The organism is Streptococcus sp. 45 (genome assembly GCF_900108865.1).
Taxonomy (GTDB): domain Bacteria; phylum Bacillota; class Bacilli; order Lactobacillales; family Streptococcaceae; genus Streptococcus; species Streptococcus ruminicola.
On the sequence record NZ_FNXZ01000002.1, the window covers coordinates 1 to 20,392 of the forward strand.

General features: G+C 36.9%; 20 protein-coding genes and 1 tRNA gene. 14 read left to right on the top strand and 7 right to left on the bottom strand.

Features of this window, described 5'->3' with window-relative positions; all coding sequences use genetic code 11:
• Positions 1-21 precede the first annotated feature (21 nt).
• Positions 22-93: transfer RNA gene (locus BMX18_RS03775), tRNA-Glu, on the top strand.
• 52 nt (positions 94-145) lie between these two features.
• Here BMX18_RS03775 and BMX18_RS03780 read toward each other — a convergent pair.
• The 3 genes from BMX18_RS03780 to recX form a co-directional block, all read right to left on the bottom strand.
• Positions 146-457, bottom strand: coding sequence for a DUF960 domain-containing protein (locus tag BMX18_RS03780; RefSeq protein ID WP_074601281.1), 312 nt, complete (start codon positions 455-457; stop codon positions 146-148).
• Positions 458-510: 53 nt separating this feature from the next.
• Positions 511-1,044: a nucleoside tri-diphosphate phosphatase gene (locus BMX18_RS03785; RefSeq protein ID WP_006531621.1), complete on the bottom strand. Its 534-nt coding sequence runs from the start codon at positions 1,042-1,044 to the stop codon at positions 511-513.
• 85 nt (positions 1,045-1,129) lie between these two features.
• Positions 1,130-1,906 carry a recombination regulator RecX gene (gene recX, locus BMX18_RS03790; RefSeq protein ID WP_093815172.1) on the bottom strand — a complete coding sequence of 259 codons (777 nt, stop codon included), beginning with the start codon at positions 1,904-1,906 and terminating at the stop codon, positions 1,130-1,132.
• 56 nt (positions 1,907-1,962) lie between these two features.
• On the opposite strand from recX, the gene BMX18_RS03795 reads away from it, so the two are divergent.
• The 3 genes from BMX18_RS03795 (at position 1,963) to BMX18_RS03805 (ending at position 4,926) form a co-directional block, all read left to right on the top strand.
• Positions 1,963-2,865, top strand: a complete 903-nt coding sequence (locus BMX18_RS03795; protein WP_093815174.1) for a tetratricopeptide repeat protein — start codon at positions 1,963-1,965, stop codon at positions 2,863-2,865.
• Positions 2,865-4,217 (top strand): 23S rRNA (uracil(1939)-C(5))-methyltransferase RlmD, encoded by a 1,353-nt coding sequence (rlmD, locus tag BMX18_RS03800; protein ID WP_093815176.1) that lies wholly within the window; start codon positions 2,865-2,867, stop codon positions 4,215-4,217. Before BMX18_RS03795 ends, rlmD begins: the two co-directional genes overlap by 1 nt.
• 136 nt (positions 4,218-4,353) lie before the next feature.
• A complete protein-coding gene (locus BMX18_RS03805; RefSeq protein WP_074964908.1) occupies positions 4,354-4,926 on the top strand; it encodes a GNAT family N-acetyltransferase in 573 nt (190 codons plus the stop codon).
• 83 nt (positions 4,927-5,009) lie between these two features.
• Here BMX18_RS03805 and pnuC read toward each other — a convergent pair whose 3' ends face one another.
• From pnuC to BMX18_RS03820, 3 genes are all read right to left on the bottom strand, one after another.
• Positions 5,010-5,741 (bottom strand): nicotinamide riboside transporter PnuC, encoded by a 732-nt coding sequence (pnuC, locus tag BMX18_RS03810; protein ID WP_074869338.1) that lies wholly within the window; start codon positions 5,739-5,741, stop codon positions 5,010-5,012.
• Positions 5,742-5,747: 6 nt separating this feature from the next.
• Entirely contained in the window at positions 5,748-6,386 is a 639-nt protein-coding gene (locus tag BMX18_RS03815; RefSeq protein ID WP_074563216.1) for a deoxynucleoside kinase, read from the bottom strand.
• Between the two features lie 399 nt (positions 6,387-6,785).
• Positions 6,786-7,553: a nucleoside phosphorylase gene (locus BMX18_RS03820; protein ID WP_074563217.1), complete on the bottom strand. Its 768-nt coding sequence runs from the start codon at positions 7,551-7,553 to the stop codon at positions 6,786-6,788.
• Between the two features lie 248 nt (positions 7,554-7,801).
• On the opposite strand from BMX18_RS03820, the gene BMX18_RS03825 reads away from it, so the two are divergent.
• The 10 genes from BMX18_RS03825 to asnA all read left to right on the top strand — a co-directional run bounded on the left by BMX18_RS03825 (position 7,802) and on the right by asnA (position 19,530).
• Complete coding sequence (locus BMX18_RS03825; protein ID WP_004230643.1) at positions 7,802-8,056, top strand: DUF1912 family protein; 255 nt, start codon at positions 7,802-7,804, stop codon at positions 8,054-8,056.
• A 1-nt stretch (position 8,057) separates the two neighbouring features.
• Positions 8,058-8,375 carry a helix-hairpin-helix domain-containing protein gene (locus BMX18_RS03830; RefSeq protein WP_074559400.1) on the top strand — a complete coding sequence of 106 codons (318 nt, stop codon included), beginning with the start codon at positions 8,058-8,060 and terminating at the stop codon, positions 8,373-8,375.
• Positions 8,376-8,625: 250 nt separating this feature from the next.
• Complete coding sequence (locus BMX18_RS03835; RefSeq protein WP_093815178.1) at positions 8,626-9,204, top strand: GNAT family N-acetyltransferase; 579 nt, start codon at positions 8,626-8,628, stop codon at positions 9,202-9,204.
• Positions 9,205-9,263: 59 nt separating this feature from the next.
• Complete coding sequence (locus BMX18_RS03840) at positions 9,264-11,915, top strand: valine--tRNA ligase (protein ID WP_074559403.1); 2,652 nt, start codon at positions 9,264-9,266, stop codon at positions 11,913-11,915.
• Positions 11,916-12,104: 189 nt separating this feature from the next.
• A complete protein-coding gene (locus BMX18_RS03845; protein ID WP_093815180.1) occupies positions 12,105-13,175 on the top strand; it encodes a hypothetical protein in 1,071 nt (356 codons plus the stop codon).
• A 97-nt stretch (positions 13,176-13,272) separates the two neighbouring features.
• On the top strand, positions 13,273-13,836 hold the full coding sequence (locus tag BMX18_RS03850; protein ID WP_093815182.1) for a TetR/AcrR family transcriptional regulator: 564 nt from the start codon (positions 13,273-13,275) through the stop codon (positions 13,834-13,836).
• Positions 13,837-13,947: 111 nt separating this feature from the next.
• Positions 13,948-15,726 carry an oleate hydratase gene (locus tag BMX18_RS03855; RefSeq protein WP_093815184.1) on the top strand — a complete coding sequence of 593 codons (1,779 nt, stop codon included), beginning with the start codon at positions 13,948-13,950 and terminating at the stop codon, positions 15,724-15,726.
• Between the two features lie 72 nt (positions 15,727-15,798).
• A complete protein-coding gene (locus BMX18_RS03860; RefSeq protein ID WP_093815186.1) occupies positions 15,799-16,884 on the top strand; it encodes an MmcQ/YjbR family DNA-binding protein in 1,086 nt (361 codons plus the stop codon).
• Between the two features lie 101 nt (positions 16,885-16,985).
• Positions 16,986-18,194, top strand: a complete 1,209-nt coding sequence (locus BMX18_RS03865; RefSeq protein ID WP_093815188.1) for an MFS transporter — start codon at positions 16,986-16,988, stop codon at positions 18,192-18,194.
• 343 nt (positions 18,195-18,537) lie between these two features.
• Positions 18,538-19,530 (top strand): aspartate--ammonia ligase, encoded by a 993-nt coding sequence (gene asnA, locus BMX18_RS03870; protein ID WP_074563225.1) that lies wholly within the window; start codon positions 18,538-18,540, stop codon positions 19,528-19,530.
• A 102-nt stretch (positions 19,531-19,632) separates the two neighbouring features.
• Here the strand turns inward: asnA and BMX18_RS03875 are convergent, their stop codons facing one another.
• Positions 19,633-20,376 (bottom strand): hypothetical protein, encoded by a 744-nt coding sequence (locus BMX18_RS03875; RefSeq protein WP_093815190.1) that lies wholly within the window; start codon positions 20,374-20,376, stop codon positions 19,633-19,635.
• Positions 20,377-20,392: the final 16 nt, after the last annotated feature.

Genomic DNA, 20,392 nt, shown 5'->3' on the forward strand with positions numbered 1-20,392 from the left:
CTTGTGCCCATTTATTAATATGGTCCGTTGGTCAAGGGGTTAAGACACCGCCTTTTCACGGCGGTAACACGGGTTCGAATCCCGTACGGACTATTTTATTTATTTTTGTTTAAAAGGTTTAAAAAGAAGGCGAAAGCCTTCTTTTTTAGTCTAGTTCATGTGGTAATAAAAGTGTTTCTGTTCCTGATTGATCAATCAGATAGACAATATTTGGAAAGAATGGGTCATACGGGTAATTATAATCAAAAGCAATAGTTGTTTGCTGCTTTTGATTTTGGTAGCAAATCGTTAATTTTCCTTTTTTCTCAGTTAAGCGAAAGCTGATGATTGACTCTAGTGGGATAACACCTTTTAGGTAGTTATCTAAGATATCCCAGAAGGTATCAATGATTTCGTGTGGAAGGCTTGTTGCTACGCCAAAACTGGCGTATCTTTCTTTACTGATTTCAAATGCCATATAGTAACTCCTTTCTTTAGTGTAAAAGCACCCCTATCGGAGTGCTCGCAACTTTAACGATTCTTAAGTTCAAGATAACGTTTGTACCAAATATTAATATAGGCTTCTGAGAACGGTCCTTTTCCATTGTTAATCCAATCAACAAGGATTTTGACATTCTCTTTTAAAATAAAATCAATGTCTGGAGAGTAGCCCATTTCTGCTTTGTGTATTTCGTACTCGTCGACGTCGAGTAGTCTTTTTTCACCGTCTGCAAAGACTTTGACATCCAAGTCGTAATCGATATACTTAAGAGCTTCTTCATCCATGACGTATGGACTAGCAAGATTGCAGTAGTATGAAACACCGTTATCTCTTATCATCGCAATGATATTAAACCAGTATTTTTTATGGAAATAAACAATGGCTGGTTCTCGCGTAACCCAACGTCTCCCGTCACTTTCTGTTACTAGTGTGTGATCGTTAACTCCTATAACAGCATTGTCTGTTGTTTTTAGTACCATAGTGTCGCGCCATGTTCGGTGCAAACTACCATCATGCTTATAACTTTGAATTGTAATAAAGTCGCCTTCCTTAGGTAATTTCATGCCTTACCAACTTTCTACAATTAAACTTATCTGTTATAGTTTATCATAATTTTCTGAAAAAGGACACTTAGAAATGCAATTTATTTCACAAATAATCTCTAAGAGCGCTCTTAATATCATCATATGAAAAACCTTTTCGAGCGAGAGCTTGCGTTAATCGTTGATTTAGTTCATATCCTTCGTATTTTTTACTAAATTTTCGATATTGTTTATCAAGTTCTTTATTTAAAAGTTCGAATTCTTGTTCTTCATCTTTTTCGATATCAAGTGTTTCAAAGGCATCTTTTGCTTCTGTGTATGAGAAGCCTTTATTCATCATATTTTGGATGATTTTATCTTTAAGTGTTTTTGTTGAGAGCTTGTTTTGATATTTACGTAAAAGTTTTTGAGCTGTTTTTTCAGCTAGGTCTGAAAAGTCTAATTCAGCTAATTTTTGGTCAATGAGTTGAGCATCAACTCCTTTTTGAAGTAATTTTTGTTTTAAAACGTAGCCACCCTTATCACCTGATGTTAGATTTTGTGATAAATAGGTTTCAACATATTGAGAATCATTAATCCAGTTTTCTTTTTTGAGGTTTTCAATGATTTCTGGGATATACTGACTATCAATTTCATGTTTTTCTAAGTATTTTTTGACTTCGTCTGCGGTACGTTGCTTGAAAGAAATTTGGTAAAGTGCCAGGTTTTTACCGTATGAAAATTGAGCGTATCTTTGAATATCTTTTAAGGTTGTTTCGTCAATTTCCATATTTTTACTTAACATAAAGTGAACAATAGTGTCTTCTGTTACGTAAAGTTTATCTTTTTCATCAATTTCTAAAAGATATAGCCTTTTTTTCTTTTCGATTTTAGTGATTTTCATACATTCATTATAACAAAAATGTTAAAATAGTAGTGATTAAAGTGTAGGGAGGTGATATGGTGAAAGATAGTAAAATCGTTGATTTAGATGAATACCGCATGCTTAAGTCTTTAAGTGATGACCTTGAAGAGTTTCCGTTTAATGATGACTTTTTAGAAGATGAAGAAGATGAGCTAGACTCTGAAAATTGGAATTTATTTGAGGATTTAACAGAGCTTAGAAAGCGTGTGGATTATTACCAAGAGCTTCATGAGAAGGGTGAAATATCTGAGAAAGATTATTATTTTTCAAAAGTTAATCTTGGTATGCTTTATAAGCAAAATGGACTTTATCAGAGAGCTCTTGAGCAATTTGAAGCGGTTTATGAGCTGGATTCATCGGATTTGTTTGCTTGTCGTCATGAGATGATGGCATTGTATATTTTGACGTCTCAATATGATAAGGCTTTGGTATTCTTTAAGAAACAGTCTGATGTTAAACATGATATTTTACTGGAAATTCCTTTGTTAGTTGGAGCTATTTTAGATGGTCATGATGAGATGGCACACTATTTGATTGAAGTTTTGAATGCTGATGTTAAGGATTTTGCTATTTTTTGTCAATCACCCGAGCTTTTGATGGATGATATTATGTCTGTCGGCTCAGCTGGCATTCATCGTCCAGATAGTTTAGAAGCGGTCTATGTAGGACTTTATCGTATTTTACCTTTACTGATGACTGCTGGAAATTATGTGCAAGCTTATTTGAATGATTATTTTTCAGAGCACAAGGCAGGTCAGGCAGAAGTTGAATCGTTAGCCTTTTTATCAGAATACCAAATTGAAATCTTGCTGGCGCATGATATTTATGATTTGCAGGATTTTCAAGTTTGGACAGAAGCAGATATTTTAGCTTTACCTCAGTTTGGTAAGGCAACTTTAGAAAAATTGAAAGAAGTAGGAGTTATATTTAGTCACTAATGAATTTGAAAGTAAAACAAAGAATTCCTTTGAAAATCAAGCGTATGGGAATCAATGGCGAAGGAATTGGATTTTATAAGAAGACTTTAGTCTTTGTTCCAGGTGCTTTGAAGGGGGAAGATATTTTTTGTCAGATTACGGCGGTTAAGCGTAATTTTGCTCAGGCAAGACTTTTGACAATCAATAAGAAATCTAAGTTTCGTGTGGAACCGAAATGTCCCATTTATCAAAAATGCGGTGGCTGTCAGATTATGCACCTACGTTATGATAAGCAGTTAGAGTTTAAGGATGATTTGATTGGTCAATCTTTGAAAAAATTCAAACCAGCTGGTTATGAAAATTATGAAATTAGGCACACACTTGGAATGGAAGTACCGTATCATTACCGTGCCAAGTTACAGTTCCAAACACGTTCTTTTAAAGGAAATGTTAAGGCGGGGCTTTTTGAAGAAGGCAGTCACCGCTTGGTCGATATCAAGGATTGTTTTGTTCAAGATAAATTGACGCAAGCGATTATTAATCGTGTGGCAGAATTGCTAACAAAACATCATATTCCAATTTATGATGAGCGCAAGGTAGCTGGTATTCGAACAGTAATGATTCGTAAAGCAAAAGCTACTGGACAAGTTCAGATTATTTTTATTACTAGTCGAGATGTCTTTTTAGCACCGCTTATTAAGCAATTAACGGCTGAATTTGAAGCTATTAAGGGAATTGCTGTCAATTTTAACCGTTCAAAATCAAGTGAGATTTACGGCGGAAAAACAGAGGTTATCTGGGGCGATGCTGATATTTCAGAAGAGGTTTTGGATTATCATTTCAGTCTTTCGCCTCGTGCTTTTTATCAGTTGAATCCTGAGCAAACACAGGTCTTGTATAGTCAGGCTGTGGCTGCGCTTGATGTGACAGAAGATGACCATGTTATCGATGCTTATTGCGGTGTTGGAACAATTGGTTTTGCTTTTGCAGGTAAAGTTAAGAGTGTTCGTGGGATGGATATCATTCCTGAAGCTATCGAGGATGCTAAGAAAAATGCACAGCGTATGGGCTTTGACAATACTTATTATGAAGCTGGTCGTGCAGAAGACATTATTCCTAAGTGGTATAAGGAAGGTTATCGTGCGGATGCTTTGATTGTTGACCCACCTCGTACTGGTCTTGATGATAAACTCTTGGATACTATTTTGAAATATCAACCTGCTAAAATGGTTTATGTGTCATGTAATACGGCGACTTTGGCTCGTGATTTGGTTAAATTAAGTAAAGTTTACGATGTTCATTACATTCAGTCGGTGGATATGTTTCCGCATACGGCAAGGACAGAAGCAGTTGTTAAGTTAGTCAAGAAATAAGAAAATGATGAAACGTAAGGGGCTCCTTGCGTTTTTTAATAATCGTGAATTTGACAAGTGGTGTTATGTTTATTTTGACACTGGGCTACTTTACCGTTATACTAAATTGTTGATTATTTTTGGAGGACTTGTGAGAATGGCCATTACGATCCGTTTGGCAAGCTTAGATGATGCAAAAGCTCTGCTTGATATTTATCGTTATTATGTTGAAGAAACAGCTATTACTTTTGAATATGATGTGCCGACTTTAGAGGAATTTACGGGGCGTATGCGCTCAATCATGGCTTTTTATCCTTATCTTGTGGCAGAAGAAGATGGCAAGATTCTTGGCTATGCTTATGCTTCTAAATTCCATCCTAGAGCTGCTTATGCTTGGTCAGCAGAAGCGACGGTTTATCTGGATAAGGCTGCGCGTGGTAAGGGTGTAGGACGTCAAATCTATGGAAAGTTAGAAGATTATCTAACTCAAATGGGCATCCTCAATCTTAATGCTTGTATTGCTTCAACTGATGTCGAAGATACCTATCTGACAAATGGAAGCGAGAAATTCCATCGAGCACTTGGTTATCAATTGGTTGGAAAATTTCATGATTCGGGTTATAAATTCAACCGTTGGTATGACATGATTTGGATGGAAAAAATGCTTGGAGAGCATGGAGCGGACGTTGCACCAGTTAAGTCCATTCATGAGATTACAAAAAAAGCTTAACTCTTTTGAGTTAGGCTTTTTGACTATGTTTGCTGATGATATCAAAAAAATCTGAGACTGATGTCCCAGATTTTCGATTTATATTAAGCAACGGTTTCTTGAGCAAGACTTTCTTGTCCTTGGCTCTTCTTCCAGATGATAATTCCTACGAAACCTTGTGCTACCATACCTAGGTAACTAAAAGCAACGATTGGGTTACCGATAGATAGGTAAAGGACAAAGCTAAGCAAATCAACAACTAACCAAATATAGTAGCCGTCGAGGTGTCCTTTTACCTGACGTTGTTGGGCAGTAAAGGAAAGCCCATTTGTGATAGCATCTAGGATGATTTTTTGTCCGCCCATCCAATAAGAAATAAATCCTAAGCCAAATGTCCAGAAGAAGACAGCGATAAGCACGTCTTTTAGACTGAATTTTTTATCAATGACTAATTCACCATCGTTATTGCGGCGTTTTTTCCAGTTATAATGTCCGATAAATTCGGTTGCAAGGTAGTAGCAACTTTTGAACATTTCACCGTAAACCCCTTGAATACCAGCGACTAAGATACCAGCAACATTTTGAACACCATTTGCTTTAAAGGTGTGCTGCCATTGAATCGCTAGTGTCCATGTCCCAATAAAACCAAAGATAGACATGATAATTGAGAGGACATGTAAGATGTTAAGGTCTCCTGAAAAGAGTGTCGGAATCATCCCGTATAGGGTAAATCCGAGAGAGACTAAGAAGGCAAAGATTACGAAAATCTTTTCTTTTAAGTCAAAACGATTCCAAGCGTTGTTAAATGATTCTTTAAGTGAAAGTTCTTTTTTCAAAAAATGTTAATCTCCAATTCCAATTGATTTCATTTCTTGACGGATCATTTGGTACACTTTATCCCAGTCCTCAGGTTTTGTAACATCGAGGTTGTCGGTGTTAATTTTCATTTTTGGACTGTATTGGTAATCTTCATACCATTTTGTGTAGTGCTTGTGAAGGAGTTTGTAGTAATCTGTTAGACCATTTTCGTCATCTGGTTGTTCAAAATCACGTCCACGTTTTTTGATGTTGTTCATGATGTGGTCAAAACTACCTTCGAGGTAGATTAGCAAATCAGGAGCTTTTTTAGGAAGTCCGTCAATTTCCTCCATCATGTTGTCTAGCAATTCCAAGTAGATATTATATTCTTGATCGCTGATGCTTCCTTGAAGGGTATTAATGTAAGTAAATAAAGCATCTTCGTAGATTGAGCGGTCTAAGACATTGTTGTCTGCTTCGTAAGCTTCTTTGATTGATTTGAAGCGTTTGTTCAAGAAGTAAATTTGTAAAGCAAACCCGTATTTTTCAGGGTCTTCATAGTATTTATCTAAAATTGGGTTATTGTCAACAGGTTCAAAGAATGCTGTTGTGCCAAGTTCTTTGGCTAAGAGAGAAGTGTAGGTAGTTTTTCCGACTCCTATCATTCCTGCTAGAATAATCACGATGGTAATGCACCTCCAATATGCTAATTCTGTAGTAATTATTTAAAAATGTAATGTGTAAAATGTATTTTTGATAGCAAAGCTATCTGTCTAGAGTAAGGTTAGTAAATGTATGTTTGGTGAGTTATTATGGTTTGGAAATAGGTGAAACAAGTCCTCCTTTCCCAGTAGAGTATCTATATGTGACAAAGTCAAGGCCTTGTATTTGTCATAATAAATGATTTAAGCACAATATCTTGTGCCCGGATAAAATAGTAGCACTATATTTTGTGTTTGACAAGAGCGAAAACTTAATTATTTTTGACTAAAAAGTCAAAGATGGCTAAAAATCAGGCTTTTAGCGTAAGCAAAAAAATTTTTTAAAAAAAACTCAGCTAAAAAAGCTGAGAGTTTTTGAGCTTATTTGAAGACTTGGGTGGCAAAGTGTAAGGCGATACTAGCGATGCGGTCTTTTCTTTCAAGGTCAGCGTCGTTTGCAAGGGTACGTGGGTCCCATTTTTCGCTGTCAAGATTGTCGGCGGAATAGAAAAACTGAAAATGATTAATCTGTCTAAATTTAGCTAGCGCGGCAATAGCAGAGCATTCCATGTCAACAGCGATAGCACCTTGTGCCTTTCTAGCTAGCATTTTGCTTTGTGTTTCACGGTAAATGCCATCTGTAGACCAGACTTTTCCTTCAGTATAAGAGATGCTTTGATGACTAAGAAAGTTTTTAAAGCGCTCACGATAAGTTGGATTAAGAGCAATTTCATTAGTAGCAGGGGCATAGTGATAGCTTGTTCCTTCGTCGCGAATAGCAGAGCTTGGAATAATAATCGAGGTTTCTTTAATGCTATTATCAAGGACGCCACAAGTTCCAAAGACAAGGAGATTTTCTGCTCCCATGGCAATGATATCTTCTAAGACGGCAACGCAGCTACTTGCCCCGACGTAGGAGTTAAAAAAGCCGATTTTTTCTCCATGAAAGTCAAGCTCATAAATTGGAATTTCGAGATTAGCCACACTTGTTTTAGCGATCTGACGGTGAGGAACTTCGGCTAAAATTCTAGCAAAGGTTGCTCTTGCAAAGCAGGTTACGACTGTTTTTGGAAATTGAGGAAGACTTGCCACGATATCGCTGGGATTGATGATGGCTCTTTTTTCTGGGTCAAATTGCGATAGAATCATACTGCATCTCCTTTATAAAGTGTGTCGAAATATTTTTAATATTCTACTTTAAATAGTAGAAAAAGACAAGTTTATGTGAGAAAAAAAGCTGAGGGACTCTTTTTTAGCTCTATCTGAGCTTATTTTCAGAAAAATTTCTAAAAAAGGAAGGGGATTCATGGAAATCATGTTACAAATCCTTTACAAGGCTCTCATTTTTTCAAGGTTTGTGTTATAATATGACCTAGGAAATCAGACGAGAGGTATTTATGACTTACGAACAAGAATTTTTAAAAGAATTTGAAGCTTGGGTTGATTCACAAATTACAGTTAATGAGATGGCAATGGAAGCCAGCCGTAAGATTGTGGAAGAAGATAAGGATGAACGTGCTGCTGATGCTTACATCCGTTACGAAAGCAAACTTGATGCTTACCGTTATATCCAAGGCAAATTTGCTAATTATAAAGCCGGCAAAGGTTTCCACGAATTACCAGATAATCTTTTAGGGGAGAGAAATTACTAAAATGGCAAAGAAAAAGAATCGAAAAAAAGAGTACTTATTGAAATTAAAACGTGCAGGTATCATCAAAACAGCTGCAACTTCAACTGTTAAAGCTGCTGCTAACGTTGTTTCAAAAGCAACTCTTAGTTTGGAAGAATTTTCAGCGATTTCTGCCGTAGAAGGCATTCGACCAAAACTTGTTGAAACACTTTACAATGAAGGAATTAAATCAGTATCTGATTTCCAAAATTACACTGAAAAAGAAGTTTTGGCCTTTAAAGGAATTGGTCCAGCAACAGTTAACAAACTTAAAGAAAATGGCGTAGCTTTCAAAGCTTAATCCATTTGCGTTAGCTGACCAAATCTGTTAAAATAAAAACATTCAGAGGTGTCTTGAAGAACATTTGTTACAGGGAGCGGTGTTGTTGAGAAATCCGCACAAATGTCGAGGCTGGTTGCTGAAGGTTGTAACTGAATAACAAAGTTGCGAGTGCTAGTCACTCGAATGTGGGTGGTACCGCGGATTTATAAAAGTTCGTCCCTGTCGAAAGACAGGGGCGATTTTTTTATCCTAGAGTGGAGGAATTGCCATGATTAAGATATTAGGTCAGATAAACGACAATAAACTTCCTGAGGTAGAGACAGAACGTCTTTACTTGCGTCAGCGTTTGGTGTCAGATGCTAAGGATATTTTTGATTATGCCAGTTTGCCAGAAGTGACGTGGCCAGCTGGTTTTCCGCCTGTTAAGAATGTGGTAGAAGAGGAGAATTACCTAGCAAACATTATGCCAAAACGCTGGAGTGAGCAGAAGATTCCAGCTGGTTACGGTATTTGTCCCAAAGGTTCTGATAAAGTCATCGGCTCGATTGATTTTAATCACCGCCATGCTGATGATGTGTTGGAGATGGGCTACTTACTCCACCCAGATTATTGGGGTCAAGGTATTATGCCAGAAGCTGCGCGTGCGCTTTTAGAAGTTGGTTTTAATCTGGTAGGCCTCCATAAAATCGAAATTGAATGTTATAGTTACAACAAAGCTAGCCAGCGTGTAGCTGAAAAACTTGGCTTTACTCTTGAATCAAAAATCCGTGATCGTAAGGATGCACAAGGAAAACGTTGTGATTTATTACGTTATGGATTGTTAAAAAGTGAGTGGGAGAAGTTATAAGCAGCACCTGATAAATTGAATTGATTAACTTATTGAAAAAATTGTAGAAAGGACACATTATGTCAAAAGAACTTTCACCAAAATATAACCCAGCTGAAGTTGAAGCTGGTCGTTATCAAAAATGGTTAGACGAAGATGTTTTCAAGCCTTCTGGCGATAAGAAAGCACATCCGTATTCTATCGTTATTCCACCACCAAACGTAACAGGTAAACTTCACCTTGGTCACGCTTGGGACACAACTTTGCAAGATATTATCATCCGTCAAAAACGTATGCAAGGTTTTGATACTTTGTGGTTGCCAGGTATGGACCACGCTGGTATTGCAACTCAAGCAAAAGTTGAAGCACGTCTTGCTGAAGATGGTATTTCACGTTACGACCTTGGTCGTGAAAAATTTCTTGATAAAGTCTGGGAATGGAAAGATGAATACGCATCAACAATCAAACAACAATGGGGTAAAATGGGTATCTCTGTAGATTACTCACGTGAACGTTTCACCCTTGATGAAGGTTTGTCAAAAGCAGTTCGTAAAGTCTTTGTTCAACTTTACAAAAAAGGTTGGATTTACCGTGGTGAATTTATCATCAACTGGGATCCAAAAGCTCGTACAGCTCTTTCTGATATCGAAGTTATCCACAAAGATGTCGAAGGTGCTTTCTACCACATGAACTACATGTTGGAAGATGGTTCACGTAGCCTTGAAGTTGCAACAACTCGTCCTGAAACAATGTTTGGTGACGTTGCCGTTGCGGTTAACCCAAATGACGATCGTTACAAAGATTTGATTGGTAAAAATGTTATCCTTCCAATCGTTAACAAAGCTATTCCAATCGTTGGTGATGAACACGCTGACCCAGAATTCGGTACTGGTGTGGTTAAAATCACTCCTGCACACGACCCTAACGACTTCCTAGTTGGTCAACGTCACAACTTGCCACAAATCAACGTCATGAATGACGATGGTACAATGAACGAACTTGCTGGTGAATTTGCTGGTATGGATCGTTTCGAAGCTCGTAAAGCTGTCGTTAAAAAATTGGAAGAAATTGGTGCACTTGTTGAAATCGAAAAAATGGTTCACAGCGTTGGTCACTCAGAACGTACTGGTGTGCCAGTTGAACCACGTTTGTCAACACAATGGTTCGTTAAAATGGACCAATTGGCTAAAAATGCCATTGCTAACCAAGACACTGATGACGAAGTGAAATTCTACCCACCACGTTTCAACGATACTTTTCTTCAATGGATGGAAAATGTTCACGACTGGGTTATTTCTCGTCAATTATGGTGGGGTCACCAAATCCCAGCATGGTACAATGCTGAAGGTGAAATGTACGTCGGTGAAGAAGCTCCAGAAGGTGACGGATGGACTCAAGACGAAGACGTGCTTGATACTTGGTTCAGTTCAGCGCTATGGCCATTCTCAACAATGGGTTGGCCTGATACAGAAGCAGAAGACTTCAAACGTTACTTCCCAACATCTACATTGGTAACTGGTTATGATATCATCTTCTTCTGGGTGTCACGTATGATTTTCCAATCATTGGAATTCACAGGACGCCGTCCATTTGAAAACGTGCTTATCCACGGTCTTATCCGTGACGAACAAGGACGTAAAATGTCTAAATCACTTGGTAACGGTATTGACCCAATGGACGTTATCGAAAAATACGGTGCTGATGCCCTTCGTTGGTTCTTGTCAAATGGTTCTGCACCAGGTCAAGACGTTCGTTTCTCTTACGAAAAAATGGACGCTGCTTGGAACTTCATTAACAAAATTTGGAACATCTCTCGTTACATCTTGATGAATAATGAAGACCTTACACTTGACCAAGCAAGTGCAAACGTTGAAAAAGTTGCTGCTGGTACTGCTGGTAACGTGACTGACCGTTGGATCCTTCACAACTTGAACGAAACAATCGCTAAAGTCACTGAAAACTTTGATAAATTTGAATTCGGTGTGGCTGGTCACATTCTTTACAACTTCATCTGGGATGAATTTGCTGACTGGTATGTCGAGTTGACTAAAGAAGTGCTTTACAGCGACAATGAAGACGAAAAAGTTATCACTCGCTCAGTTCTTCTTTACACACTTGATAAAATCCTTCGCTTGCTTCACCCAATCATGCCATTTGTTACTGAAGAAATCTTTGAACAAATTTCTGAAGGTTCAATCGTAACAGCTGAATACCCAACTGTTAACCCAGCATTTGAAAATGAAGCTGCGCACAAAGGTGTTGAAAGTCTTAAAGACCTTATCCGTGCTGTACGTAACGCACGTAGCGAAGTGAACGTTGCACCAAGCAAACCAATCACACTTCTTGTTAAAACAAGCGACAAAGAATTGGAAGACTTCTTTAACAGCAATGTGAACTACATCAAACGTTTCACAAACCCTGAAAAACTTGAAATTTCTTCTGATATCGAAGCTCCAGAATTGGCAATGTCTAGCGTTATTACTGGTGCTGAAATCTTCTTGCCACTTGCTGACCTTCTTAACGTTGAAGAAGAATTGGCACGTCTTGACAAAGAACTTGCTAAATGGCAAAAAGAATTGGACATGGTTGCTCGTAAACTTGGCAACGAAAAATTCGTCGCTAACGCTAAACCAGAAGTTGTCCAAAAAGAACGCGACAAACAAGTCGACTATCAAGCTAAATACGACGCAACTGTTGCGCGTATCGAAGACATGAAAAAATTGGTGAAATAAGTTTAAGGTTTCTACAAGGATTCGTTAAGATTGCCTTAAGTAAGGAAATCTATACTATAAACAATCCTAGTTAACTTTCTTTTTCACAGATAACTACAAACAACCTAAATCCACAATAGTTATCAAAATAGCCCCACTTCAAAAAACTGAAGTGGGGTTTTTGGTATGTTGATGTAAGGAGAAGAAAAGATGATAATATTTCCAAATTTTTATTATAAAAAACTAAATTATATTGTCCACCATTTTTTAGACTGTTCAGTTTTTCTTAAAATGACTGATGTTGGGGATTGGATTGAAGATATTTTTCCTAAATATTTGTATCATGAGCAGTTTCAGAGATGTAAGTCTGTTTTAGATGAATTATATAATTGGACAGAAGACCAATTTACCCATCAAATGACAGCCTTTCATGAGTTTACTTTGTTCCGTTTTCTAGATTTACTTTGTTCAGAACAAGAAGCGGATAAAGAATATTTTAATAAAACGTATTTTGATGAAAAGAGTATTCAGCTTATTCAGGAAATGGCAATGGCAGACTTTGAAGAATTTGATGATAAGGAAATGACTCAAGAAGATTTTGTTGAATCATATATGGATGTTTCATTTTATCAAGATATTTTGTTTGATGATTGGGATTTTTTAGCAATTTCAAATTTACAAACTAATCGATTCTTTGATTATGATGAAGTTGAAACAAGGCTAGGAATAAACATTGATTATTATAAAGAATTGCTTCCGCAAGATATTAGAGATTCATATAAGTCTAATATTACTTTGGCAGGTGATGTTTCAGAGTTCATTAATTTTTTTAACAGACGTTGTGATACTTCAAATTTATATAAATTATTTTGGGAAAGTAATAAGCCTGTTAAGGAAGAAAAAATTCAAATTGTTATCGATAATATGCTGAGTGCTTATTTTAGTTTACAAGGTGTTGAGATTAATAGGGAAGTAAATCTTGGAAATGGTCAAGTAGATTTTAAGCTCTATAGGGGTAATCATAATGATGAGAAAGTGTTGATAGAGATAAAAAAAGCAAGCAGTTCCTACTTAAAAAAAGGTTATGAGAAACAATTAACGGGGTATCTAAAGGCTTCTAATTATAAAAACGCCTTTTATTTAATTGCTTGTTTCACTGATCAAGAATATAAATTAGCAAATGATTTTATACGTTCTCATGTTTATACGGATAGTTATCAGCTATATATTAATATTGCAATATTAGATTTAAGAGTTAGACAAACAGCATCTAAGAAATAAAAAATTACTAATCTATTTACAAGTGATATTGTCCCCTGCTTTATTAGTTTAAATAAGTTTTGTAGTATAATAAAGAAAAGTGATAAAGGGAGAAATTATGACTCAGGTTACGAAGCGGGCTTTGGAAGAGTCTTTAAAGCATTTGTTGTTAAAAAAGCCACTCACTAAGATTACTATTAAAGATATTGCAGAGGATTGTGGGATTAATCGAATGACTTTTTATTATCATTTCAAGGATATTTATGATTTGGTGGAGTGGTCTTGTGTTGAGGATGCTCAAAAAGCTTTGGGCGAGAATAGGCACTATGATAGCTGGGAAAATGGGCTTCTTGATATTTTTAAGGCAGTTAAAGAGAATAAGCCTTTTATTATGAATGTTTATCATTCTGTTAGTCGGGAACAAATTGAGCGTTACCTTTATCAGTTAACTTATCAATTAATGCTTGATGTTGTTGAAGAAAAAGCTGTCGGGTTAATGGTAAGTGATAAGCAAAAAGAATTTATTGCTGATTTTTACAAGTATGCTTTGGTTGGATTAATGTTAGATTGGATAAAAAATGATATGAAAGAAAAACCAGAAGATATCGTTGAACGGCTAGCTATTCTGGTTCATGGCAATATTGTATCAGCTTTAAATCACTATCATCAAAAAAATAATTAATCAAAAGACTTTAAATGATAAAAAATTTATCATTTGGTCTTTTTTGTTTATTGAAGTAAAATCTTTGAATTATCTATAATGAAGGTAACAAAAAAGATGGAGGTTCTCGATATGTATTATTCAAGTGGTAATTATGAAGCATTTGCCCGTCCGTTGAAGCCAGAAGGTGTCGATCACAAATCAGCCTATATTGTAGGTGCTGGTTTGGCAGCTTTGTCTGCAGCATGTTTTTTAGTGAGAGATGCTCAAATGCCTGGTAAAAATATCCATATTCTTGAAAAAGAGCCCATTTCTGGTGGTGCTTGTGATGGTTACCAATATAGCGACATTGGTTATGTCATGCGCGGTGGTCGTGAAATGGATAATCACTTCGAGTGTATGTGGGAATTATTTCGTTCAATTCCTTCAATTGAGACAGAAGGTGTTAGTGTCTTAGATGAATTTTATTGGTTAAACAAAGCAGACCCCAATTATTCTCTTTGTCGAGCAACTGAAAAGCAAGGTCAAGATGCTCATACGGATAAAAAATTTGGCTTGTCTGATAAAGCGGCTTTGGAAATTATGAAACTTTATTTTACGCCAGATGAAGAATTGTATAACAGAAGAATTGATGAATTCTTTGATGATGAAGTGTTTGGATCAAACTTTTGGCTATACTGGCGAACAATGTTTGCTTTTGAAAATTGGCATTCAGCCTTAGAAATGAAACGTTACCTTAAACGCTATATTAACCATATTAGTGGTTTACCAGATTTTACTGCTTTGCGTTTCACACGCTATAATCAATACGAATCAATGATTTTGCCAATGGTAAAATACCTAGAATCATTTGGAGTTGTTTTCCATTACAACACAAAGGTGATTAACGTCGAATTTGATTGTCAAAAGGATAAAAAAGTTGCTAAACGACTTGATATTCTTTCTGATGCTGAAAAAAGTAGTATTGATTTGACGGAAAATGATTTTGTGTTTATCACAAATGGTGGTTGTGTTGAAAATTCAAGTTATGGTAGTCAAGATAAGCCAGCTTGCTTTAATAAAGACATCAAAGAAGGAAATGGCTGGGATATGTGGCGAAAAATTGCGGTGCAAGATGAGTCATTTGGTCATCCCGATAAGTTTTGTTCGTCACCTGAAAAATCAAATTGGATGAGTGCGACCGTGACTACCTTGGATGATAAGATTCCAACATTTATTCAAAAAATCTGTAAACGTGATCCGTTTTCTGGCAACATTGTGACTGGGGGGATTGTTTCGGTAAAAGATTCAAATTGGCTTTTGAGTTGGACTGTTAACCGACAACCACAATTTAGAAATCAACCTAAAAATGAGTTAACTGTCTGGGTTTATGCGCTTTTTACTGATAGGGAAGGAAATTATATTAAAAAGCCAATGCGTGATTGTACAGGACAAGAGATTTGTGCTGAGTGGCTCTATCATCTAGGAGTTCCAGTTGAAGATATTGACAAGTTAGCTGCAAATAGTGCGAAAACCGTTCCATGTATGATGCCTTACATTACAGCTTTCTTTATGCCACGCGAAAAAGGTGATCGTCCTGATGTTGTTCCAGATGGCGCTGTTAATTTTGCTTTCTTGGGTCAATTTGCTGAGACAGAACGCGATACTATTTTTACGACAGAGTATTCTATCCGAACTGCCATGGAAGCCGTTTATACTTTGTTTAATGTTGATCGAGCAGTCCCAGAAGTTTGGGCAAGTACTTATGATATTCGTGATCTTTTACATGCGACAGTTGCTCTAAGGGATGGCAAGCCGATTACTGAGATGAACTTAAATTTTGTTGAAAAATTTATCTTAAAACAATTCTTACGAAAAGTTGAAGGAACAGACATTGAAAAACTTTTACGAGATTATCACTTGATTAAATAATGAAAAGAAAGGGCTGGAAAATGTTATTCCAGTCTTTTTTTGCTATACTTATGCTAAATGAAAGGAGCTTCTATGTCAGTTGAGTCAGATTTTTTTGCTAAGAAGCGGGTGGTCTTTGAGCGCTTGGTGCCGTTTGGTTTTGAGAAGTCGCTGGCTGGTTATGATTATCGTGAGAAGATTTTAAATGGTGATTTTGAGGTTTGGCTTCATATTTCAGCAGACGGTCAGGTCAGTGGCAAAGTGATGGACACAGACCTAGGAGAAGAGTATTTGGCGCTTCATGTGCCAGCAGCGAGTGGGAATTTTGTCGGACAAGTCAGAGAAGCTTATCAAGAGGTTCTTGAAAGAGTGGCTGAAGCTTGCTTTGAAGCTCTGCCATTTGCTAGTGACCAAATGAATCGTCTTACAAATCATCTAAAGGTAACTTATGGCGATGATTTTGACCATCCTTTTGAAAAATATCCTGAGTTCTCTTCTTTTCGCTATCCTGAAAATCAGAAGTGGTATAGTCTTGTGATGACGATTGCGCGTGGCAAATTAGACCTTGGTGAGGAGCAGTGGTCGCAAGAAGCGCTGGATGACAAAGTTGAAATAATCAATATTAAGGTTGAACAAGCTAAGTTGCCTGAATTGATTGAAATCAAGGGCGTTTATCCGTCTTATCACATGAATAAGAAGTCTTGGGTGAGTGTGGTTTTAGATGAGACAGTTCCTGATGAGCTCCTTTTTTCTTTGGTGGATAATAGCAGAGCTTTGGTAGCTGGAAAGGCCTTGGGGAGCAGTAGTGGTCCAGATTATTGGATTATTCCAGCCAACCCCAAGTATTATGATATTGATGCTGAATTTGCAGCAAGCAAAATCATTTTATGGACACAAAAAGCAAGCATTAAAAAAGGTGATTTCGTGGCAATTTACATGACAGCACCGACTAAGGCAGTGCGGTATTTTTGCCAAGTCTTAGAAGCTGATTTGCCAAATGAAGCTTACCGAGATGATACTTCCATCAAAAAATTAATGAAAATAGAACTGCTTCATACTTTCTCAGATGAGCAAGTGACTTTTGAAACGTTAAAAAGTTGTGGCGTCAAAGCCGTTCGTGGTCCACGACGAATGACAAAGGAATTGATTGAAAAACTCGATTCACTCAGAAATAAATAGATAAGCCGTACCGTTAGGTGCGGTTTTTTGAAAATAAAATTGAAAGAATATTGCAAAAATAACTTTTGAAGAGTATACTATCTAACAATCGGGAGGTACTTATGAGGAAAATCGAACGAAAAAATACAGGTCTTTTAGTAACGAGCAGTACGATTTCAAAGATAGGTGATACTTTATTTGATTATGTGAATAATTCGTTTTTAGCGAGTATGAACGTGAAATCAATGATGTTGGTGGGAATTTACCAGGCACTTGAAAATATCATTGGAGCCCTGTTTAATTTATTTGGCGGAGTGATTGCGGACCGTTTCAGACGAAAGAAAATTATCATTTTAAGTGATTTTTTGAGTGGCTTAATTTGTCTGTGCTTGTCTCTTATTTCCAAGCAAACTTGGCTCATCTATGCGGTCATTTTAACCAATGCTTTACTAGCATTTTTGTCAGCATTTTCGACACCAGCCTACAATGCCTTTACCAGAGAAATCGTCGAAAAGGACAATATTACTCGAGTGAATTCTTACCTTCAAACGCTTGCGACTCTGGTTAAAATCATTGTCCCGGTGCTTGCTTTAGGAATTTACCACATGATTGGCATCCGTGGAGCCTTGAGTCTTGATGGGTTGTCCTTTTTATTATCAGCTTTGATTGTTGCTTTTGTTCAACCGATTTTAGAAGAAGCCAGTAAAACAGATAAATTTTCAGTTAAGATAATTTTAGATGATTTGGTTAGTGGGTTTCACTATGTAGCAAAAAATCGCCAGATTTATCTTCTGATTGCTCTTTCTGCTGGGGTTAACTTTTTTATGGCTGGTTACAGTCTTTTACTGCCTTATAGTAATCAAATGTTCCCAAAAATCACTGGAAATAGTTATGCTATGTTTTTAACAGCTGAGGCGATTGGTGGAGTGATTGGAGCGGTAGTTAGCGGAAAAATTAGATACAAATTATCGACTGGTCAATTAATGGCACTTTTGTCTATTTTTGGAGGATTTGTTGCCTTAGCTCCCGTTCTTTATTTTTTGAAACCGAGTATTTTTCTTTTGGCACTGTCGCCAGTTGGTTCTGGAATTTTTATGACCTTGTTTAACATTCATTCTTTTTCGCTTGTTCAAAGAGAAGTAGCAAGTGAGTATCTGGGGCGAGTACTGGGAATCGTTTTTACGGTTGCTATTTTATTTATGCCACTTGGAACAGCTCTTTTCACGCTGATTTTCACACCAAGTAATCCATTTAATTTCTTCTATATTGGTTGTTCGGTTATTATTTTGAGTTTTATCTTTTTAAAATTGTTACAAGGGTCAAAAGAGTGATATTTGATAACTGTCGTTATTTAAACACTATTTTGACAACGGTTTAATTATTAGAAAAAAGTTGAGCTATTTTTGTTTGATGGTTCAATTTTTTTAATACTATAAAGTGAAATTTTCTTCTAAAAAATGCTTATAAATAGCTGATTTTCCATCCTTTGTTAGGTTATCTAACATAAAATTCAAAAATATTGCGAAAATTTGCAAAAAAGTGTTTATTTTTTAAAAACATAGGTGTATAATAGCTCTATCGTTGTAAAGCGATCACGAAATACAAAATATACCTCACTATCGTTCATTATCATTTTGGTATTTCAAATTTAAAAAAATTTTTAAGGAGGAGCATATGAAGAAAAGCTTTATTCATCAACAGCAGGAGATTTCTTTTGTCAAGAATACTTTTACTCAATATTTGATTGATAAACTTGGCATCGTTGAAGTGCAAGGACCTATTCTTAGCCAGGTCGGGGATGGTATGCAAGATAATTTGAACGGCGTTGAACATCCTGTATCTGTGCACGTTAAACGTATTCCTGATGCTGAATATGAAGTTGTTCATTCACTTGCTAAGTGGAAACGTCATACCTTAGCACGTTTCGGCTTCAATGAAGGAGAAGGGCTTTTCGTACACATGAAAGCTCTCCGTCCAGATGAAGAAGAATTAGACCCAATCCACTCAATTTATGTCGACCAATGGGATTGGGAAAAAGTTATTCCAAATGGTCGTCGCAACATCGAATACTTGAAAGAAACTGTTGAACAAGTTTACAAAGCTATTCGTTTGACAGAACTGGCAGTAGAAGCACGTTTTGATATTGAAGCTGTTTTACCTAAGAAAATTACTTTCATTCACACAGAAGAATTGGTGGAACGTTATCCAGATTTGACACCAAAAGAACGTGAAAATGCTGCTGCTAAAGAATTCGGTGCGATTTTCCTTATTGGTATTGGTGGTATTTTACCAGATGGTCAACGCCACGATGGTCGTGCACCTGACTACGATGACTGGACTTCTGAATCTGAAAATGGATACCATGGTCTTAACGGTGATATTATTGTTTGGAACGAAGTGCTTGGCTCAGCTTTTGAATTGTCATCAATGGGTATTCGTGTTGACGAAGAAGCTCTTAAACGTCAAGTTAAAATCACTGGTGACGAAGATCGTTTGCAACTAGAATGGCACAAAGCTCTTCTTAACGGTCTCTTCCCACTTACAATCGGTGGTGGTATCGGTCAATCACGTATGGCAATGTTCTTGCTTCGTAAAAAACACATTGGTGAAGTACAATCAAGTGTTTGGCCAAAAGATGTTCGTGATACTTACGAAAACATTCTTTGATAGAAGAAACTTAATTTAAGGACTAAAAAAGGTCGGCTGGCACTCCAGTCGACCTTTTTGAATATAAAAACTGAGATGATATTTATCTCAGTTAATCATTTTTTACCATGGCAAGCCAGCAGCTGCAATTTCTGCTTTTGAAGCGTATTGTCCATTTGGGCGGTGCCATCTACCGCGATAATCTCTTTTATATCCACCAGCAGCTTGTTCTTGTTGTTGCGCTTGTTGAGCGGCAGCAGCGGCTTGTTCCTGTGCTTGACGAGCAGCTTCAGCGGCAGCTTGCTCTTGTGCTTGTCTAGCTTCTTCAGCTTTTCTTGCTTCCTCAGCTTGACGAGCAGCTTCGGCTTCTTTGGCATCGATAGCTGAAACGACAGCATTGATACGGTTGTTAAAGGCATCCTTTTTAGCTGAATCAGATACCGCGTTTACTTTATTTTTGGCGTCATCAACGTTTTCACGGGTTTGATTAGCTTCTAAGTTTGCAACGGCGGCTTCGGCTGCAGTTTGAGCTGCCTGTTCTTGTTTTTGTGCCTCTATTGCAACTTTGACAGAAGCAATACGTTTTTTGAGTTGTTTTTTTGTCTTTTTATTTTTGACGGCTTTAACCTTTTTGTTGGCTAAGTCAAGGTTTTCTTGAGTTGGAGTTTTCTCAAGTTTTTTAACAGCTTTTTTAGCAGCTTTGATTGCTTTGCCGTCTTTTTTAACTGATTTACTTTTAGTCTTAGTATCAGCTAAAACGACATGATTACCTCCAAATGATGTAGAGACTAGGAATCCTTGGTCTTGAGATGTACCAAGAAGAAGAGCAGTCATTAATAATAGGGCTAATTTTAGTTTCTTTTTCATTGTATCCTCCAAATAA

What these genes read in the sequence shown, in the direction of transcription:
- BMX18_RS03780 (WP_074601281.1), bottom strand. Translation starts at nt 457, where the DNA reads ATGGCATTTGAAATCAGTAAAGAAAGATACGCCAGTTTTGGCGTAGCA.
- BMX18_RS03785 (WP_006531621.1), bottom strand. Translation starts at nt 1,044, where the DNA reads ATGAAATTACCTAAGGAAGGCGACTTTATTACAATTCAAAGTTATAAG.
- recX (WP_093815172.1), bottom strand. Translation starts at nt 1,906, where the DNA reads ATGAAAATCACTAAAATCGAAAAGAAAAAAAGGCTATATCTTTTAGAA.
- BMX18_RS03795 (WP_093815174.1), top strand. Translation starts at nt 1,963, where the DNA reads ATGGTGAAAGATAGTAAAATCGTTGATTTAGATGAATACCGCATGCTT.
- rlmD (WP_093815176.1), top strand. Translation starts at nt 2,865, where the DNA reads ATGAATTTGAAAGTAAAACAAAGAATTCCTTTGAAAATCAAGCGTATG.
- BMX18_RS03805 (WP_074964908.1), top strand. Translation starts at nt 4,354, where the DNA reads ATGGCCATTACGATCCGTTTGGCAAGCTTAGATGATGCAAAAGCTCTG.
- BMX18_RS03820 (WP_074563217.1), bottom strand. Translation starts at nt 7,553, where the DNA reads ATGATTCTATCGCAATTTGACCCAGAAAAAAGAGCCATCATCAATCCC.
- BMX18_RS03825 (WP_004230643.1), top strand. Translation starts at nt 7,802, where the DNA reads ATGACTTACGAACAAGAATTTTTAAAAGAATTTGAAGCTTGGGTTGAT.
- BMX18_RS03830 (WP_074559400.1), top strand. Translation starts at nt 8,058, where the DNA reads ATGGCAAAGAAAAAGAATCGAAAAAAAGAGTACTTATTGAAATTAAAA.
- BMX18_RS03835 (WP_093815178.1), top strand. Translation starts at nt 8,626, where the DNA reads ATGATTAAGATATTAGGTCAGATAAACGACAATAAACTTCCTGAGGTA.
- BMX18_RS03840 (WP_074559403.1), top strand. Translation starts at nt 9,264, where the DNA reads ATGTCAAAAGAACTTTCACCAAAATATAACCCAGCTGAAGTTGAAGCT.
- BMX18_RS03845 (WP_093815180.1), top strand. Translation starts at nt 12,105, where the DNA reads ATGATAATATTTCCAAATTTTTATTATAAAAAACTAAATTATATTGTC.
- BMX18_RS03850 (WP_093815182.1), top strand. Translation starts at nt 13,273, where the DNA reads ATGACTCAGGTTACGAAGCGGGCTTTGGAAGAGTCTTTAAAGCATTTG.
- BMX18_RS03855 (WP_093815184.1), top strand. Translation starts at nt 13,948, where the DNA reads ATGTATTATTCAAGTGGTAATTATGAAGCATTTGCCCGTCCGTTGAAG.
- BMX18_RS03860 (WP_093815186.1), top strand. Translation starts at nt 15,799, where the DNA reads ATGTCAGTTGAGTCAGATTTTTTTGCTAAGAAGCGGGTGGTCTTTGAG.
- BMX18_RS03865 (WP_093815188.1), top strand. Translation starts at nt 16,986, where the DNA reads ATGAGGAAAATCGAACGAAAAAATACAGGTCTTTTAGTAACGAGCAGT.
- asnA (WP_074563225.1), top strand. Translation starts at nt 18,538, where the DNA reads ATGAAGAAAAGCTTTATTCATCAACAGCAGGAGATTTCTTTTGTCAAG.
- BMX18_RS03875 (WP_093815190.1), bottom strand. Translation starts at nt 20,376, where the DNA reads ATGAAAAAGAAACTAAAATTAGCCCTATTATTAATGACTGCTCTTCTT.